The 15,791-nt window shown below is 46.8% G+C and carries 16 protein-coding genes; 5 read left to right on the forward strand and 11 right to left on the reverse strand.

Annotation, left to right across the window (positions count from 1 at the left end; all coding sequences use genetic code 11):
- Positions 1-155: 155 nt before the first annotated feature.
- From QUB08_RS08755 to QUB08_RS08765, 3 genes are all read right to left on the reverse strand, one after another.
- Positions 156-1,064 (reverse strand): MoxR family ATPase, encoded by a 909-nt coding sequence (locus tag QUB08_RS08755; protein ID WP_333224352.1) that lies wholly within the window; start codon positions 1,062-1,064, stop codon positions 156-158.
- Positions 1,065-1,227: 163 nt separating this feature from the next.
- A complete protein-coding gene (locus QUB08_RS08760; protein WP_333224354.1) occupies positions 1,228-2,442 on the reverse strand; it encodes a bifunctional riboflavin kinase/FAD synthetase in 1,215 nt (404 codons plus the stop codon).
- A gap of 229 nt (positions 2,443-2,671) precedes the next feature.
- A complete protein-coding gene (locus QUB08_RS08765; protein WP_333057201.1) occupies positions 2,672-3,574 on the reverse strand; it encodes an MBL fold metallo-hydrolase in 903 nt (300 codons plus the stop codon).
- A 917-nt stretch (positions 3,575-4,491) separates the two neighbouring features.
- Here QUB08_RS08765 and QUB08_RS08770 point away from each other — a divergent pair.
- A complete protein-coding gene (locus QUB08_RS08770; protein WP_333224355.1) occupies positions 4,492-5,451 on the forward strand; it encodes a hypothetical protein in 960 nt (319 codons plus the stop codon).
- On the opposite strand, the gene QUB08_RS08775 is transcribed toward QUB08_RS08770, so the two are convergent.
- The gene (locus QUB08_RS08775) at positions 5,419-6,033 is read right to left on the reverse strand and encodes a hypothetical protein (RefSeq protein WP_333224356.1); all 615 of its coding nucleotides are present in this window, start codon (positions 6,031-6,033) and stop codon (positions 5,419-5,421) included. The genes QUB08_RS08770 and QUB08_RS08775 overlap by 33 nt on opposite strands.
- Positions 6,034-6,562: 529 nt before the next feature.
- Here QUB08_RS08775 and QUB08_RS08780 point away from each other — a divergent pair.
- A complete protein-coding gene (locus QUB08_RS08780) occupies positions 6,563-7,468 on the forward strand; it encodes an alpha/beta hydrolase (RefSeq protein WP_333224357.1) in 906 nt (301 codons plus the stop codon).
- Positions 7,469-7,641: 173 nt separating this feature from the next.
- On the opposite strand, the gene QUB08_RS08785 is transcribed toward QUB08_RS08780, so the two are convergent.
- Positions 7,642-8,166: a DUF4330 domain-containing protein gene (locus QUB08_RS08785; RefSeq protein WP_333154652.1), complete on the reverse strand. Its 525-nt coding sequence runs from the start codon at positions 8,164-8,166 to the stop codon at positions 7,642-7,644.
- Between the two features lie 138 nt (positions 8,167-8,304).
- Positions 8,305-8,436, reverse strand: coding sequence for a hypothetical protein (locus tag QUB08_RS08790; RefSeq protein ID WP_333224359.1), 132 nt, complete (start codon positions 8,434-8,436; stop codon positions 8,305-8,307).
- A gap of 102 nt (positions 8,437-8,538) precedes the next feature.
- Between QUB08_RS08790 and QUB08_RS08795 the strand changes: the two genes are divergently transcribed.
- Positions 8,539-9,390, forward strand: coding sequence for a M48 family metallopeptidase (locus QUB08_RS08795; RefSeq protein WP_333224360.1), 852 nt, complete (start codon positions 8,539-8,541; stop codon positions 9,388-9,390).
- 317 nt (positions 9,391-9,707) lie between these two features.
- On the opposite strand, the gene QUB08_RS08800 is transcribed toward QUB08_RS08795, so the two are convergent.
- The 5 genes from QUB08_RS08800 to rfbF all read right to left on the reverse strand — a co-directional run bounded on the left by QUB08_RS08800 (position 9,708) and on the right by rfbF (position 14,582).
- Positions 9,708-10,478 carry a metallophosphoesterase family protein gene (locus QUB08_RS08800; RefSeq protein WP_333224362.1) on the reverse strand — a complete coding sequence of 257 codons (771 nt, stop codon included), beginning with the start codon at positions 10,476-10,478 and terminating at the stop codon, positions 9,708-9,710.
- A gap of 329 nt (positions 10,479-10,807) precedes the next feature.
- A complete protein-coding gene (locus QUB08_RS08805; RefSeq protein WP_333224363.1) occupies positions 10,808-11,554 on the reverse strand; it encodes a DUF1995 family protein in 747 nt (248 codons plus the stop codon).
- A 176-nt stretch (positions 11,555-11,730) separates the two neighbouring features.
- Positions 11,731-12,462 (reverse strand): cyclase family protein, encoded by a 732-nt coding sequence (locus tag QUB08_RS08810; RefSeq protein ID WP_333224365.1) that lies wholly within the window; start codon positions 12,460-12,462, stop codon positions 11,731-11,733.
- Between the two features lie 77 nt (positions 12,463-12,539).
- Positions 12,540-13,604, reverse strand: a complete 1,065-nt coding sequence (locus tag QUB08_RS08815; protein WP_333224366.1) for an acyl-CoA dehydrogenase family protein — start codon at positions 13,602-13,604, stop codon at positions 12,540-12,542.
- Positions 13,605-13,805: 201 nt separating this feature from the next.
- Positions 13,806-14,582, reverse strand: a complete 777-nt coding sequence (rfbF, locus tag QUB08_RS08820) for a glucose-1-phosphate cytidylyltransferase (protein ID WP_333224367.1) — start codon at positions 14,580-14,582, stop codon at positions 13,806-13,808.
- Positions 14,583-14,952: 370 nt separating this feature from the next.
- Here rfbF and QUB08_RS08825 point away from each other — a divergent pair, with 370 nt between their 5' ends.
- Together QUB08_RS08825 and QUB08_RS08830 are read left to right on the forward strand one after the other, a co-directional pair.
- Complete coding sequence (locus QUB08_RS08825; protein WP_333224369.1) at positions 14,953-15,492, forward strand: RNase A-like domain-containing protein; 540 nt, start codon at positions 14,953-14,955, stop codon at positions 15,490-15,492.
- Complete coding sequence (locus QUB08_RS08830; RefSeq protein WP_333224370.1) at positions 15,489-15,788, forward strand: contact-dependent growth inhibition system immunity protein; 300 nt, start codon at positions 15,489-15,491, stop codon at positions 15,786-15,788. The genes QUB08_RS08825 and QUB08_RS08830 overlap by 4 nt, the downstream gene beginning before the upstream one ends.
- Positions 15,789-15,791 lie beyond the last annotated feature (3 nt).

A 15,791-nucleotide genomic window follows, 5' to 3' on the forward strand; every position in this document is an offset into this window, starting at 1 on the left:
GTGGAACAGGCATCTTGCCTGTTCCTTGAATTAAGCTGTAATTCTTTATTGTTTGTGGAACAGGCATCTTGCCTGTTCCTTGAATTAAGCTGTAATTCTTTGTGGAACAGGCATCTTGCCTGTTCCTTTAATTAAAACAATTACTTACAAACTTTTTAAGGAATAGGAACTGATCGCAACAACTTGTCAACAATCGTCTTAGCCCTCCTTCCCCCCGCCGGAATCAACCGATGAGACAGTACGTGCGGCGCCAAATCCTTCACATCATCCGGGGTAGCAAAATCCCGCCCGGAAATAAACGCCAAAGCCTGGGACGCCCGGTGCAAAGCCACCGCACCTCGGGGACTCACCCCCAGAGTAATCTCCTCATCCTCCCGCGTCGATCGCACCAAATCTACAATATACTGTTTCAAAGAGCCTTCCACCTTCACAGCAGCGCACAAACGACGCAATTCCTGCACTTCTGCCAAAGAAATACAAGGCTGCAAATCTTCAACAGCAAAACTATCAGAAAGCCGTTCCAACATTTGCAACTCTTCCAAAGCAGCGGGATAGCCCAAAGTCAAAGACAAAGTAAACCGATCCATCTGCGCTTCCGGCAGCGGAAAAGTGCCTTGATATTCGATCGGGTTCTGAGTCGCAATCACAAAAAACGGCGCCGGAACATTCCGAGAAACTCCATCTACTGTCACCTGCTTTTCTTCCATCACTTCCAGCAAAGCTGACTGAGTTCGCGGCGTCGCCCGATTGATTTCATCGGCAAGCAAAACATTAGCAAAAACTGGGCCGGGCAAAAACTCAAACTCTCCGCTGCGCGGATTCCAAATATTAGTACCGGTGACATCCGTCGGTAACAAATCGGGAGTGCACTGAATCCGCTGAAACTTCCCATCGATCGATCGCGCCAAAGACTTCGCCAGCAGCGTTTTTCCCACACCGGGCACATCTTCCAGCAGCGCGTGTCCGCCCGAAAGCACGGCTACCAGCACCAAGCGAATAGCATCGCCTTTGCCAACAATAGTTTTGCCTAGATTTTGTTTCAGTCGCTCAATATGTTGTCTCATATCCCTGATTTCTAATTGTTAATTGCTAATTTTTGATCAAACATCAAATTGCCAAATTCTTGAGTCTTTGCCTTGCGGACTTCGTATTTGTACAACTAGAATTTAGTCTGACTCATCTTGCACCATTTTTAAAACCGATCGCCTGTTCTAGATCACATAATTATTAGACTTTAGCAGTTAAGAGACTTCTAGCAATGTCGCAATCTGTCTGAATTTGAGTTTTGAGAGCATCCAGAGAAGCGAATTTTTGTTCGGGTCGCAAAAACTCTACCAAACTCGCACTCAAGGTTTGACCATACAAATCCCCAGACCAATCTAACAGGTGAACTTCCACAGTGGGTTGCAGACCGTCTACCGTCGGGCGGCAGCCAACATTCATCACCCCATTGACAAAAGATAAATTTGATGCTATGCCGGGGATTACAGATTTGGGGTTTTCCCGCTGATAGGAAGAACTTTCATCTTTCATCTTTTCCCATCCATGTTTCAGCGAGACTCGCACCGCGTATACGCCAAAACGTGGCAAAAATTTTTCCGGCGGCAGTTCGATATTAGCAGTAGGAAATCCGATCGTCCTACCCAGCCGCTGTCCCCCAACCACAGTCCCGACTAAACTGTAAGGTCGCCCCAGCAACTGATTCGCTCTTGTGAGGTCGCCGGATGCCAGACATAAGCGGATTGCAGAACTGCTGATCCGATCGCCCTCACCGCAATTATGCAGCGGTACAAGAGCAACATCAATACCGTAACCCGACGCGATCGACTGCAAATCCACAGCCGTCCCAGCGCGTCCCCGCCCAAACCGAAAATCAACCCCCACACTAATTCGACTCGCTTTTAGTTGTCGCACCAAAATTTCCTCGACAAACTCAGAAGCAGTCAAAGCCGCCAATTCTCGATCGAACGGCAGCAGCACAAGTTGCTCGACGCCCATTGCTGCGAGCAATTCTACCTTTTCTGCCAGAGGCGTCAGCAGTTTTTTCGGTTGACCCGTAAAAAATTCTTGCGGGTGCGGATCGAATGTCACCACAGTGCTATAAAGTCGATCGACCCCATCAGAATCGATCCCAGAGAGGCTGTTCCCCTCTGCCCTAGGGCCTATCAAACCCTCGAAATTATGGCGGCTTTCGGCTCTATCCGGCGGTGCTGCTGAGTCATTTTCGCAGGTCGCCGGATGTTCTGTTTCCCAATTTTGATCTTTGCCAGCGTTGGAGCGCAAGTTTGGCCCCGACGCAATCACCGTCGCAGAATTTTGCCCAGGCGATCGATTTAAAATTGGCTGCACGACTTGTCGATGCCCTAGGTGCAAACCATCAAAGTTTCCCAAGGCAACAGAAGTTGGAGTCAGAGCAGCGGTACAAGAAGAAGTTACCCACACGCTTAAAATTTTGACATACTTAGTGCGATCGCCACTCGATTTTAGATTTTAGATTTTAGATTTTAGATTTGACTCCACAGATAAATCTGGAAGGTTGAACTTTGGTCTAAACTTTTTGGTTTTCCACGACTTAAGCCGGGGGCTTGTATCCGTCTTTGAGGTCAGCCCTAACTTAAATTTGAGATTTCCGACCTCAAGATTTCAGAACAATCTGGCAATCTCAAATCCATCAGACAGGCACTTGAGGCGCTTGCACCGACACTTCAGACAAATTGTTATCAGGAGGCAGCAATTGTAACGACAAACCTTCCCGCGCCATCAAACTGTTCGGGAATCTTTGAGCCACTTGTTCTCCCACCTTGTCTAAAAACTCGTCATTGTGCAGCGGGTCGTGGTGAAAAATCACCAACTTTTTGACATTAGCAGCCTTTGCCACCTTCACCGCTTCCTGCCAAGTCGAATGTCCCCAGCCGACCTTGCTGCTTTTCTCCGCATAATACTCCTCATCGGTATAAGTAGCGTCGTAAATCAGCACCTCAGCATCCTGAGCCAAATACAGCACATTTTCGTCTAAACGATCGGGAAAATGTTCGGTATCAGTCACGTAAGCAGCCGAATACCCCCGCCAGTTTACGCGGTAGCCTATAGCTTCGCCCGGATGGTTCAGCAAAGCAGTTTCCACCTTAATCTCTCCGATTTCCAGCGGTTTGCCCACTTCTATATCGTTAAATTTCAGGTCTGCCCCCATAATTTGCAGGGGTACCGGAAAATTGGGGTGCAGCATCTGGTCGTGGAGGCGCTGCTGGATAGTAGCCTTATTAGGAGCAATAGCCCCATAGATGTGAAAGCAGTTCCCAGGAATAAAAGCTGGGACAAAAAATGGGAATCCTTGAATGTGATCCCAGTGAGAGTGAGTAAAAAACATATGAGCTTTTACGGGCATCTGGGACAGGAGAGTTTGTCCCAAAACCCGCAATCCAGTACCGCCATCGAAAATTAGGCGACTCTCACCCACTCGCATTTCTACACAGGGCGTGTTGCCCCCGTAACGTACTGTTTCTGCCCCGGGAGACGCTATGCTACCTCTAACGCCCCAGAAGTGAACCGTGAATTGGTTGTGCATACTAGACATGGGTTTTCTTGCAAGATTGTGCCGGCGAGTTATCGGTAAGGTGTTGACATATTACTAAGGGCTTTACCATCAAACCCAAGCTCTTTGACTGTCGAGTTCCCCACTTGTGGGAAGTGCCAAGAGTCTCGCTGATCGCGAGAATGCAAAACTGTTGGGCTTGACAACTGAGCAATAAATTACAAGGTAGACTAATCAAGTCTCGATCGTAACTATTCTTTTCGTCTCTTCACTAGCCTAACCTCCGCAGACACACTTTGGGGCATCAGTTCTGTCTGAGTTTGGTCAAAAGCCGCTGTTTTTCCAGCCTCCGCACTTGCCGAACCGGATTGCGCGGTCGGTTGTTTGGCTTGCTGCTTTACCGGTTTGAACCCGGATGATCGGCTTCCTCAACTCCCATTAATTCCAAAATCTTAGCAGTTTAGGAATGCTCCGGCTAATTATCCAACAATACTGTCTGTGTCTGGATTCTCTGCCCGACGGGAGGCTGCGGTGCCCTAAGCTAGCGGTCAAGCTGAACCCAGCCTCATCTGACACCGGGGGTAGCAGCGAGAGCCCGGGCCTGCGGGCAAAAGGCTAAATTTTTGTCGCGTATTTCTTGGCGGACGAACTGAATCAATCAAAATTCCCCTATTTTCGGAAATTAAAAAATTTCGAGTTTTGGCCATCATACCAACTCCGATGGCCCTTGGGCCTCAACAGTGATTCAGAAATATTCGCTGTTAACCTCTCGTGATTTTCTCAACAATCTTCAATTGCTCTATTTTTGGTAAGGATTTCTCGCAATTCAGCGCAGTTGCGGTACTCACCACGGGTTTGAATTTCGGGTATCATAGAGTCTTAGACTCTTGTTTACCGAGAATCTAAATCAGTGCTAAAAAAGCCTGGATAACTTTAAGTTATTTTTCAAAAAAGTCAGTATGAATCAAGTTAAAAAAACTACAACCAAGCTGAATAGATCGCCGGTGAAAGTGTCCGATCGCACTTTGGAACTCGGTAATCCCCCCTTGAGCGACCTGTCTTTAGAAATAACTGATGGTCAAGCTTTGAGAGAATTGAGTTCGGACGATCGCCCGCCGGCAACCCCAACAGCCACAGGCCGGACTGCCGAAACAAGACGCCGGAGGGTAGATGGCAAGACCTCCTGGGCCCGATCGCCTGTGGTTTCTACTGCGTTTCTCAAGTGGCTGCTAGAGAGTTTGACTCGATCAAAAGGTTGGCTGGCAGTTGTCACCCTGGCAGCAGTTTGGGGGTGGTGGAACAGTGAGTTACTGTTTTCCACAGGCCTGGGGATAGCAGCGATGATGCTGGTTTACCGAGGGCAGTCGTGGGACTGGCAATTGCTGCGAGCAAAAGGCGAGCAATTTTGGGAGGGCCCGAACCGCCGATTTGTTGTAGCCGTAGGCACCGGCGGCATTGCTACCTTGGGCGCTTACATGAGTTTGGCGATTTGGGCGGACTCCGAGAGCCACTGGATGGCTTTGAGCTTAATTTTGCAGAATTTGGGTACGATCGCGATTGCAGGGCTGTTGCTGCGGCAAGGGTTGAGTCTGGGGGCCGCAAAAGATGAAGATGAAGTGGCGCTCGATCGCATCTTGGCGGATTTGACTGATGCTGACCCCGTGAAGCGTTTGATTGCTGTGCGGCAAATGACCGATTTGGTGAATCAGGGTGGGTTTGGCCCTGTGAGCTCTGTCAAAAGTTCGTTAGCGAAGCCCTCGAAGAGGATCGCCCGTTCCCGCGCTGCCGAGTGCTTTCGCCTGATGCTGAGTCGGGAACCAGAAGCTTTAGTCCGCAATGCCCTTCTCGAAGGTTTGCAGACTTGGGACGCTACTTATGGCATTGCTTTAAAATCCAAAAGTCAAGTCATCGACTATTAGCTGACCGTCAAAAGCGTAAAAACTAATTCGATGAATATTCGGAGCTTTTACGCGTAGGGGAGCCCTAGGGGCGATCGGAGAATTAGACCCCACTAGATTGGGCGCCGGCATTTCATCCTGAACAATTGGGTTGCCGTCAATGTCACACGCAGATAAAACAGTTCGCCGCGAACTGGTGACAAGTCCTGACACCCAGCGAACTGGATACTTAAAAGTTACTTCTATCAGTCCGCTTTTGGGGGCCCCCATTAACACTGTTGCCCCAGAACCAGTGAAAAATGCTGGGTTTGAAGGTTGGATGGCGACGGCATTGCTAAAAGTCACCCCCCAATGTGCAAACTGATGTTCTACTACTTCAAAGCATTTCAAGTCTTCTAAAGCTACGCGGACGATCGCAGGTACCGTGGCGCGCGATCGCACCTCTGACCCTGCGCCTGAGCGTTCTGGAGTGGCGACAACAGACTTTTTGCCGTTTAAATCCATGCTTCGATAGGCTGTATCAAATTCTGCAAACCCGTCTGATTGAAGACTTTTCGCATCAACCATAAAACCCTCGCGATCCCTTTTTCTGAGCAGTTGCATTTTAGTAAACCTCCCTGAGATTAGTTGTTTCTTGTGTTTTGGAATTGATAACGGCGAGGCCCGTGATTGCCAAACCTGGAATTAGGAATCGAAACCCCATCGCCCGCCCTCCAACAAAGACTTTCGACCTCAAAAGCCACTGCTCCGCAAAATATCGTGATTAATGATTCGTGATTGGCGAGCCTCCGCCAACCTCCCGCCTGCCTGAAAGCGAGTTCTAATACTCCTCCTTTCCGAGCGCCTGCTTTCGGGATTGGCGAACCGACTCTATTTTGTTGAGGGGTCTTACCCATCATTTTGCTATTATCTCCGATCGGCGGTAGTTTGCAAGGGTAAGGATAACTACACAGCCGAATTGCCCAAATCGCAAAACTTACTTGCTGTCTGTAGTTTCACGCTTCACCTGTACTAAAATAGATTTAAATCATTACTCAATCTTTACAAAAACGCCACCTGCTTTGCAAGTTTTTTAAACAAAGACGGGGCGACGGAAAAGAATCTAAAATATAACAGCGATTAAGGTTAGTTTATGCTTGTACCCCTCGGCTTCGGTCAGCGATCAATAGTTACTTCTCTCGGCAGAATGGTTTACTACACTGCTGAAAAAATGCCTTGGATGGGGTTGCCGACCTCAACTTCGGAAAATAAGCCTAACTTAGTATTTTTTCACGGTTTTGGTGGCGGGTCGAGTGCCTACGAATGGTCGAAAGTTTATCCGGCTTTTGCGACAGAATATCGAATTTTAGCACCGGATTTAATCGGTTGGGGGCGATCGGAACATCCGGCAAGAAATTATCAGGTTGAAGATTATATCACAACTTTGATCGAATTTCTAGAAAAAACTTGCGGCAGTCCGACAGAGGTGATTGCTTCTTCGCTGACAGGGGCGATCGCGATTAGAGCTGCGATCGCACGGCCGGATCTCTTCAAATCCCTGATTTTGACCATACCCAGCGGTTTGTCGGACTTCGGACAAGATTACGGCAGCAGTTTCTTCGCTAAGCTAGTCAACACGCCGATTTTAGATCGCTTGCTCTACAGTACCGGAATCGCCACAGACGGCGGCATCCGTAGCTTCCTAGAACAACGCCAATTTGCCGATTCGCGTCGCGTTTACCAAGAAATTGTTGATGCTTACCTCCAATCTGCTTTGGAACCCAATGCAGAATATGCCGCCCTGTCTTTTGTGCGGGGAGATTTGTGCTTTGATTTGTCGCTGTACATCACTCAGCTAACAACGCCGACAGCGATTATTTGGGGAGAAAAATCGCAGTTTACCGGGCCCGATATCGGCAAGCGGTTGGCAAACCTCAACCCCGAAGCAATCAAAGTTTTTCAACCTCTGGAAAACGTAGGTTTGACTCCGCAGTTAGAAATTCCCGCTGTCACGATTGGCTTAATTCGGCAATACTTAAAATTGCTTTCGGAAGGGTAAAGAAGTTCGGCAACGGATTTTTTAACGGATTTTGTAACGGATGTAACGGATGTAACGGATGTAACGGATGTAAAGGATGTAAAGGATAGAAGGAAGAAGGAATATGAATTCCCTCTTCCCATTAGCAATGACTACTGACTACTGACTACTGACTACTGACTACTGACTACTAATTATTCTTTTACTCGCACGTCTATAACGCTGGCGTTGAAAATGTACTTGTTGCCTTCAAGCTCTAGCGTAGTGCCAATTTTGACTTTCGTATTACCTAAAACCGGGCCATTTTCAGTAAGTTGACCTTTTCCCTCTAAGGTAAACATCATATTTTTGCTGAAAGCTTCTTCTTCTCTGGGATCGGGGAGAGCTTTCAGAGTGCCGTTGGGCTGAGGAACTGCTAGGGTTCTGGTGAGAGTTTTGGCAGATTTGATGGTAATCTGACCGGAGGGTTGATTGCGGATCACCACATTGATTTTATCACCTGGTTTGAACAAATCTTGAACGTTTGTTCCTTTGAGACCGATCGCAATTGCATCAATTTCTACAGGTTTGATACTGGTGCCGACTTGGGCGACGGAACCGCCAGAAGTGCCGGGAAAGAAAAAGATTCCGACTGCAACTAGCAGTACGATTAGAGCCGCACCTACGTCTAGAATGCTGAGTTTGCCGAACAGTCGGCCTTGAGAATCCAAAATTTTCATAAATCGCTTAATTAACTGATAGCGACAGGAGTATGTTTACAAGCTCAGGACTTACGCAGACATCGATGAAAAACAGATGGTGCTATTGCTGAGCTACCGCTGGCAATGACATACTTTATTGATGCGTAAGTCCTGAAGCTAAAAGATATTACCACAACGATCGCCCAAAATCCGCATGACTGGGGCACTTAAGCCAGAAGGCAGTTGACGGCGGTTGGTTGACCTTGGGTCGATCGCCCAGAAGCTGGTGGCGCGGTTAAAAATTGACAAAAAGCTAGAATAGCAACTAAGCATCCTCAAATTACGTCTGCCTATTTAGTGACTTTTCGAGTTTTTCCTACAATTTTATCTAACTTCTGGCACCTATCACTCATGTTAAAAAGTTTTTGGTTGACTTGCCGGCGTACTTGTGGCCGGGGGATTTATCTGTTTCTGTCCCTGATTGTGGCTGCGGGTATCTGGGTGGTTTCCCCGGAACCGACTCAAGCATTTTCTTTGCCTGAACTAATTTTTCGGGGCATTCAAGTTATTCAATTGTCGAATATGTCCGATCGCCAAGAGGTGACTATTGGCCGACAAATTAATCAGCAGTTAACGAACAGCGAGTTTAAGATTGACCGCGATCGGGACACTACAGAATATATCAACCGTATCGGTCAACGACTCGCTCAAGAAAGCACTCGCCCCAATATTCCTTATACTTTTCAAGTGATTGACGACGACACGATTAATGCTTTTGCAACTATGGGCGGTTTTGTTTATGTGAATAAAGGTTTGATGACGGCGGCGGACAATGAGGCAGAATTGGCAAGTGTGATCGCCCACGAAATCGCTCACATTAATGCTCGCCACGCGATTAAACAAATGCGTCAAATGGCCATAGCTTCAGGTGTAGCTTCGGCCACTGGGCTCGATCGATCTCAGGCGGTTCAGATTGGGGTGGAATTGGCTTTGCGGCGTCCCCACAGTCGCCAAGCTGAGTATGAAGCGGATCAGTTGGGATTGCAAACTATGGGGCGAGCCGGCTACGCTCAATCTGGGATGGTTGATTTTATGAAAAAGTTGCTCAACAAGCCTTCTCCTCCGAGCATTTTGAGCACTCACCCGGCAACTGGCGATCGTATTGCTGCTATTTCGCAGGCTATAGATCCGGATCTCGCTAGCGGTGAAGGTTTAGATAATGAGGATTACAGGCTAGAAATCCGCAGGCTTTTAGGTTCGTAGAAATATAAATCAGTCAGACACTCTCTTATTTTCTCGTCTCTTCTCTTCTCTTTTCTTACTTCACGCTCTTCGCGTCTTCGCGGTTCGTTAAAAAATAAATCCAGTTACTAAGGTATGTCAGCAGCAAGTTAATTTCGATTTAATAGATATGACATCTTGCACCATTCTCAAGAACGGGCTCTCCGGCCCGTTCCACAAGAGATAAATTTTCTTGTGGAACAGGCCGAAAAGCCTGTTCATAAAAGAATTATTGACAATGGTGCAAGATATAAGATAGATCGAACTTAAGCTGACATACCCTAAAACTACAAATTGATTTAACACTGCTGTTGAACAATAGAATCGATCGCAGCTTGGGGGGGTGCAATCGGCTGCGGCTTCAATTGCCGAACAACTTCGTCAAAGGGCAAAATTCGGACTTGATGGTTAAATACATTTACTTGATAAACTCTGCGGTAGCTGAGGTCAAATCCTGTCAGCCAGCCGCTTTTGGGATGATAAGCACCCGTGTCAATATCCAACCACCCTTCGCCCCTGACTAATTCGCCCGGTCTGACTCCATGAAAGGTAAAGGTGATCGTGTGACCGGTGATAATTAATTTATTGGGAAAATAGGGTTTCGACATGGTGTGAAATTCCCTGCGAATCCAACACAATTGTTCGATCGACTGTTCATCGATCGACAGATGGGGGTCAACGCCCGCGTGAACCAGCCAGATGTCCCCTAAGTCCCGGTACGTAGGGAGCGATCGCAGCCACTCTAAGTGTTTGTACGGCATCATCCCTGTATCTCTGTAGCTGGCTACTGTCGCATCGCCGCCACTGTAGAGCCAAGATTGCCACGCGCGCATATCCATCGGCGTCCCCGACAAAGCCTCCAGCATCAGTTGTTCGTGGTTGCCCAACAGAGTTTGGTAGGGGCTTTGCTGCACAAAATCTAATACCTGAGCGCTTTTGGGGCCACGATCGATTAAGTCTCCTAAAAAATAGACGCGATCGTTCGAGCTGGGGGCAAGTGCCTCTAGCAGGGTCATTAAGCCGTCGTAATGCCCGTGTACGTCCCCGATAACAATGCGCCGGTGCTCCATTGTGTTTATCCGCTTCCCTGACTCAAAAGCCCCATCTCTAGCTTATAGCATCTGATTTTGCTGTTATTTGCCTCCCCTCTTTTACGGTGGAGGGGTGTCACCCATTATAGTGCTTTTTATAAAGATTCTGTAAAGCTCACCAGTATCTGTTTGCGTAGCTACTGATAGAAACACAGGCAAGCTGCTAATTCTGCTTCTGCAACTGCTGTTACTGAGGCAAAGCTTTGAGTTATTTCACGCTTTAGGGTGCATCAGCGATTAGCCGACGGATTAAGTCGAAAATAATCCTAGCTGACACACCGTAAAATACGATCGAGCCTTAACGATTGTCACTGAGTCAAAGCTTTTAGGAATGTCTGGAGTTCTGCCAAAAAACCTTTCTTTTTTAAGGGTTTGGCAGGTGTGGTGGAGTCAGGATCGGCGCTTGGGAGAGAAGCGGCTAAAATCCGCTCTAAATCGTCTCCGACTGGTTTTTGGGCGGTTTCAGAAATTAGTTGGTATTCGTCGTTTCTTTCCAGCCACACTTGCCACGATTGGGGGTAGCAGCGGAATAAAGCAGCAGTGTCTAGGGGTCTGATATAGTAGCAGGATTCAATTTTGCTGAGGAATCGATCGCGCAATTGGCGGCCCGCATAGCCTATACCTATGGTGGCAACATCTTCTAGGCGGGGGTTGAGTAGAATTACTGGGCGACCGGCCGCAGCTATGTAAATTTTTTCGACTTGGGCAACTTCTACCGCTGCTGGATTTATCAAAAGGAAAAGTTGATCTTCCGGTGCTATTTTATCTTCAACAGGGGTGCGACTGCTGCCCAAATCAGTGACTTTAAACGGTGTTTCTCCCCAGTCACGGCGCGCGAGGGCTGCCGCACCAGTGTCGGGAAAAAAGACTTTTACTCCGGGGTAGATTTCCTCAAATTCTGGGAGAAATTGTAGGGCGATAGACTGTGCTTGCAGGGCGATTTCTGGAAATACTAATTCGACTTGCAGTAGAGTTTTGCCGTCCGAGAGGGCAGCGGCGGTGGCAATGCGGGATTGGGCGATCGCCTCGTTGAGATCCTTGGGCAGTTCTGTCATTAATCTTATTATTGTTGCTCGACTTCTCTCAATCTAATTTTACCTGAGATATTGCACCATTCTCAATTACCTGTTTAGGAACAGGCAAGATGCCTGTTCCACAAAGAGGGAATTTTATTGTGGAACAGGCATCTTGCCTGTTCTCGATCATGGTGCAAGATGTAAGTTTTACCGCATTAAGCAACAAAAGCTAACACTGACACAGGCGAGCCGGAACCTCCCAAAAGACGCAAGATTCCGATAACTAAAGTGATGTCAGCCGCAGGTAACAAGTCGAGATTTGCCAGATTTTCCAGCACTATTCGCTGCTTTTCCAATACCAATTTGTTAACCACAAAACTTTCATCTTGCCCGGTATCGACTCCGTGGGTGTCGGTTCCAATTCCCGCGATATAGCGTTCTTCTAGCAAAAATTGAGTGGCTGCTTTGCCAAATCCGGGAAAGTGGCAAATTCCGCGATCGTCTCGGTTAAAAAATGCGCGCTCGTCATCCCATTTTTCTTGCCAGCCAGTATACAATAAAACTAGATTTCCCGGTTCTATAAGTTTGTGCTGCCGTTCCCAAGTCAATATATCATCAATTGTTAAAGTGTAGTCGGGATTGGCAAGACTTTGCTCTCGGAGGTCGATCGCAATTGCCGGCACAACGAGCGACTGCGGGGAATAACTATCAATGCTGGCGCCTCCTGCATAAAAGCTGTTGGGTGCATTGATGTGAGTGCCGCTGTGTTCGCCCATTGAGAATTTTCGCAGGAAATACCCGTCTGTTTCTATTTGAGCTACTGTGGCAATTTCTGTCGCTGGATCTCCTTGCCAAATGGGAATGTTGGGGTGAATTGAATGGGTTAAGTCTACAATTTGGCTATAGGCGATCGTTTTTAAGTTATTTGACTTAAAGTTGTTTGTCATCAGGTTAAATATATCTATTATTTATTAAACAAAGTTGAGTTTTTGACATTCTGCGAGATAAATCTAAAATCTAAAATCTAAAATTCGATTAGTTGATCGAGCGTTGCTTCCATCACATCCTTTGTTTGCCCGGAAACAGTATACACCAAAGCTTCTCGATAAACTCTCCCTGCCGGGTGCAGCGTACCGTTAGCAGCACCACTAGAAACTGCAACTGCAGCGTGCCCGCAACGCACCGCTAAATCAATGGCTTGAGCTCGCAGCGCTAATTGTTCGGCTTTCGAGCTATGTTGAGATTGTTGGAAATTCTGTTTTAGCCGATCGAGCTTTTGCTCTAGTTTTTGGCAAGCCGCCGTTATAAAAGGTGAATTCTTAGCAGCAGCGGCGGCTGCAATTACATCCAATCCCGCTCGAATACAGCCAAAAGTACCCGGCACAAAATTCAGTATATTTTTGCTGTCGTTTTCCGAAATCCAGCCGACAGGTTTAACTGAAATTATTTCCGATTCATGCAGCAACCAATTATCCAGAGTTGCTGTCACAGTATTAGTCGAGTTCATGGCGATTAACTGCATGATTTCGCTGAATGTTATTTTACCATATTCGCGTTCAATATTGGCAAAAGGCACTAAACCGAAAACAGCGCGTTCGTCAGGAAGTACCGCCGCTACAATAAACTTTTGAAACAAGCCAAAACCTGTTACCCAAGGAACTTTTCCTGACAGTAAATAACCCGCTTTTGCGGGAGTGGCGGTGACGGCCCGATTGCCCGATCGCCTTAAATGCGAAAACCCAATACCCAAGCGTAACTCTTTTTGGGCGATCGCGGGCAAGTATCTGCTTTTTAGCATTTCATTGTCGCTGTTGGCAAGCATCGCAGTTGCGCTGTGGTGCTGAGTTTGCAAGAAAGACAAAGCGCCGGAATATCGAGCCGTCAATTCCTGATATTTGTAAAAAATCTCCGGTGCAACTTCGACACCGCCCCATTTTTGGGGAACTCGCAATGCTAAGAGCGATCGATCTTCCAATCCCGCAACTGCTGTTTTCATGGCTTCCGAGTCGCTGTCGATAATTTCCGCGTGGGGTGAAACGCACTTTTGCAGGTAAGTTTCTGTGCTGTTGAGAATATCTTGGATCTCCATTTTATATAATTATTTTATAGTTTTTTTTCTCTAAATTCTTGTGGACCCGCCTAAAAATTTACCCCCAAACTAACTTAGTTACTCACATTTTGCACCCTTCTCGCTTAACAGGCAAGATGCCTGTTCCACAAAAAGTAAATTTCTTGTGGAACGGGCATCTTGCCTGTTCATAAAAGGCAGACTGAGAATGCCACAACTAACTTATTTCCACACTTTCCAAGGAGCCTTCCCTTCATCCCAAAGTTCGTTTAAATACTTGTACTCTCGAAAAGTATCCATCGCAAAGAAGAAGCCCTCATGACGGTAAGCCATCAACTGTCCGTCTGCGGCCAAACGCTGCATCGGCTCCTGCTCTAAAATACAATCATCTTCCCCCAAATACTCAAATACCCGGCGGTTAAATATCATATATCCCACACTGATCCAGCCATCTATTTGAGGTTTCTCGGAAAATTGTACTACGCGGCTATCGCTGTCTACATCCAAAATTCCAAAGCGAGAAATCGGACGGAATGTGGTGACAGTTGCCAGCTTACCATGAGACTTGTGGAAATCGACTAAAGCCTCAATATTGACATCAGCTACTCCATCGCCGTATGTCACCATGAAATTCTCGCGATCTATATATTTTTCTATCCGTTTTACCCGCCCTCCTGTCATGCTTTCCGCGCCAGTTTCAGCCAGTGTCACCTGAAAATCTTGTTCGAGATGTTCCTCGTGATAAGTGATCGTATTTTGCCGTCCCAGACAGATAGTAAAGTCATTGTTCATGGCTTCATAATTAAGGAAATATTCTTTAATCATGTTGCCGCGATAGCCCAAGCACACAATAAAGTTTTGGAAACCGAAGTGTGCATAGATCTTCATGATGTGCCAAATAATCGGATGTCCCCCCACATCAACTAAGGGTTTGGGACGAAATTCTGTTTCTTCTCTGAGACGAGTACCGAGACCACCTGCTAGGATAACTACTTGCATTTTTTCAAATTTTTAAAGATGATCAATTAATTTATCATCAATTATCAGTGATTTCTTCAAAGAATTATTAACGTTTTCTCATATTGAGTGAAGCTTTGTAAACCACAGAAATCACGAACTATTCTCAATAATCGTAGGCAGGGCGCAGAGCACCCTTTATTAACCTCTATTTATGAATAATCTTAGGGTGCGCGCCCAGCACCATGTATTCAAATACGGCGCGCAATTCCTAACTAACAGTAAGGCGCGCACTGCACACCGTATATTTAATTAAGCGGCGCGCAATTTATAACTTCCGAATGGTATATTAGGAAATAGATAAAAAAACAGCAAACACCTATACTAAATATAAGAAAGAGATTCAACAGCAATGAAAACTCAACTCGATCGCCTAAAAAAGTTTTTAGGTATCCTATGCGCGATCGCCTCAATAATTATATTATTCCAATCGGCTATACCTGGTATTTACGCTACGGTTGTTGCACCGGAAGGCTCAACAATACCACAAACCACCGTAGCTTTTGTACCCAACATACCGGGCGGCGGATTAGATTTTCACGAATCAGCAGGAGGACACACTTTAGAGAGACACGTTGGTAAAACAGAAGCACAACTAGCACAGCGACTCGCAAGCGAAACGAGAATTTCTGCAGCATCTTCTTTTACTGATCGTTCCGTCGCCGAAGCGGCTATTGCAGAAGCAATGAACAGAAATCAAAGTGCGATCGACTCTTGGGTGAAAAGTCAAGGTAATCGTTATACGATCGACTACAACGCCAACAGAATAATTGGCATTACTCTGCGTCGCCGCGCATCCAAAGCAACTTCAACATCTCGCCTGAGAATCGTCCTTCAGCGCAGCGCCAAATTATCTCCCGGATACTTTATTCTCACAGCCTATCCCCAATGAGCAATCAATTTCCTCATTTAACCCAATTTTTCAGTTCCTACTTTCACCAAGACTGGCCGTTAGAAGCTGACACTCCCAGCGATGTAGTGAACAACTACCGCTGCTGCGAACCGCCCGCAAGTGTTGAAGCTGCATCGCAAGAACTCAGCAAACTGCTAGAAATGCCGATCGCCCCCGCCGATTTAGAAGCATTCATCCTCGATGAATTAGGGTGTTACTACGACCCACAATCCGAAAATCAAACAGTCCGAGAGTGGTTGGAATCCGTGCAAAAATCTTTGAATAATCCTAGATAAAAT

The sequence above is a fragment of the Microcoleus sp. BR0-C5 genome, assembly GCF_036705045.1.
Taxonomy (GTDB): domain Bacteria; phylum Cyanobacteriota; class Cyanobacteriia; order Cyanobacteriales; family Microcoleaceae; genus Microcoleus.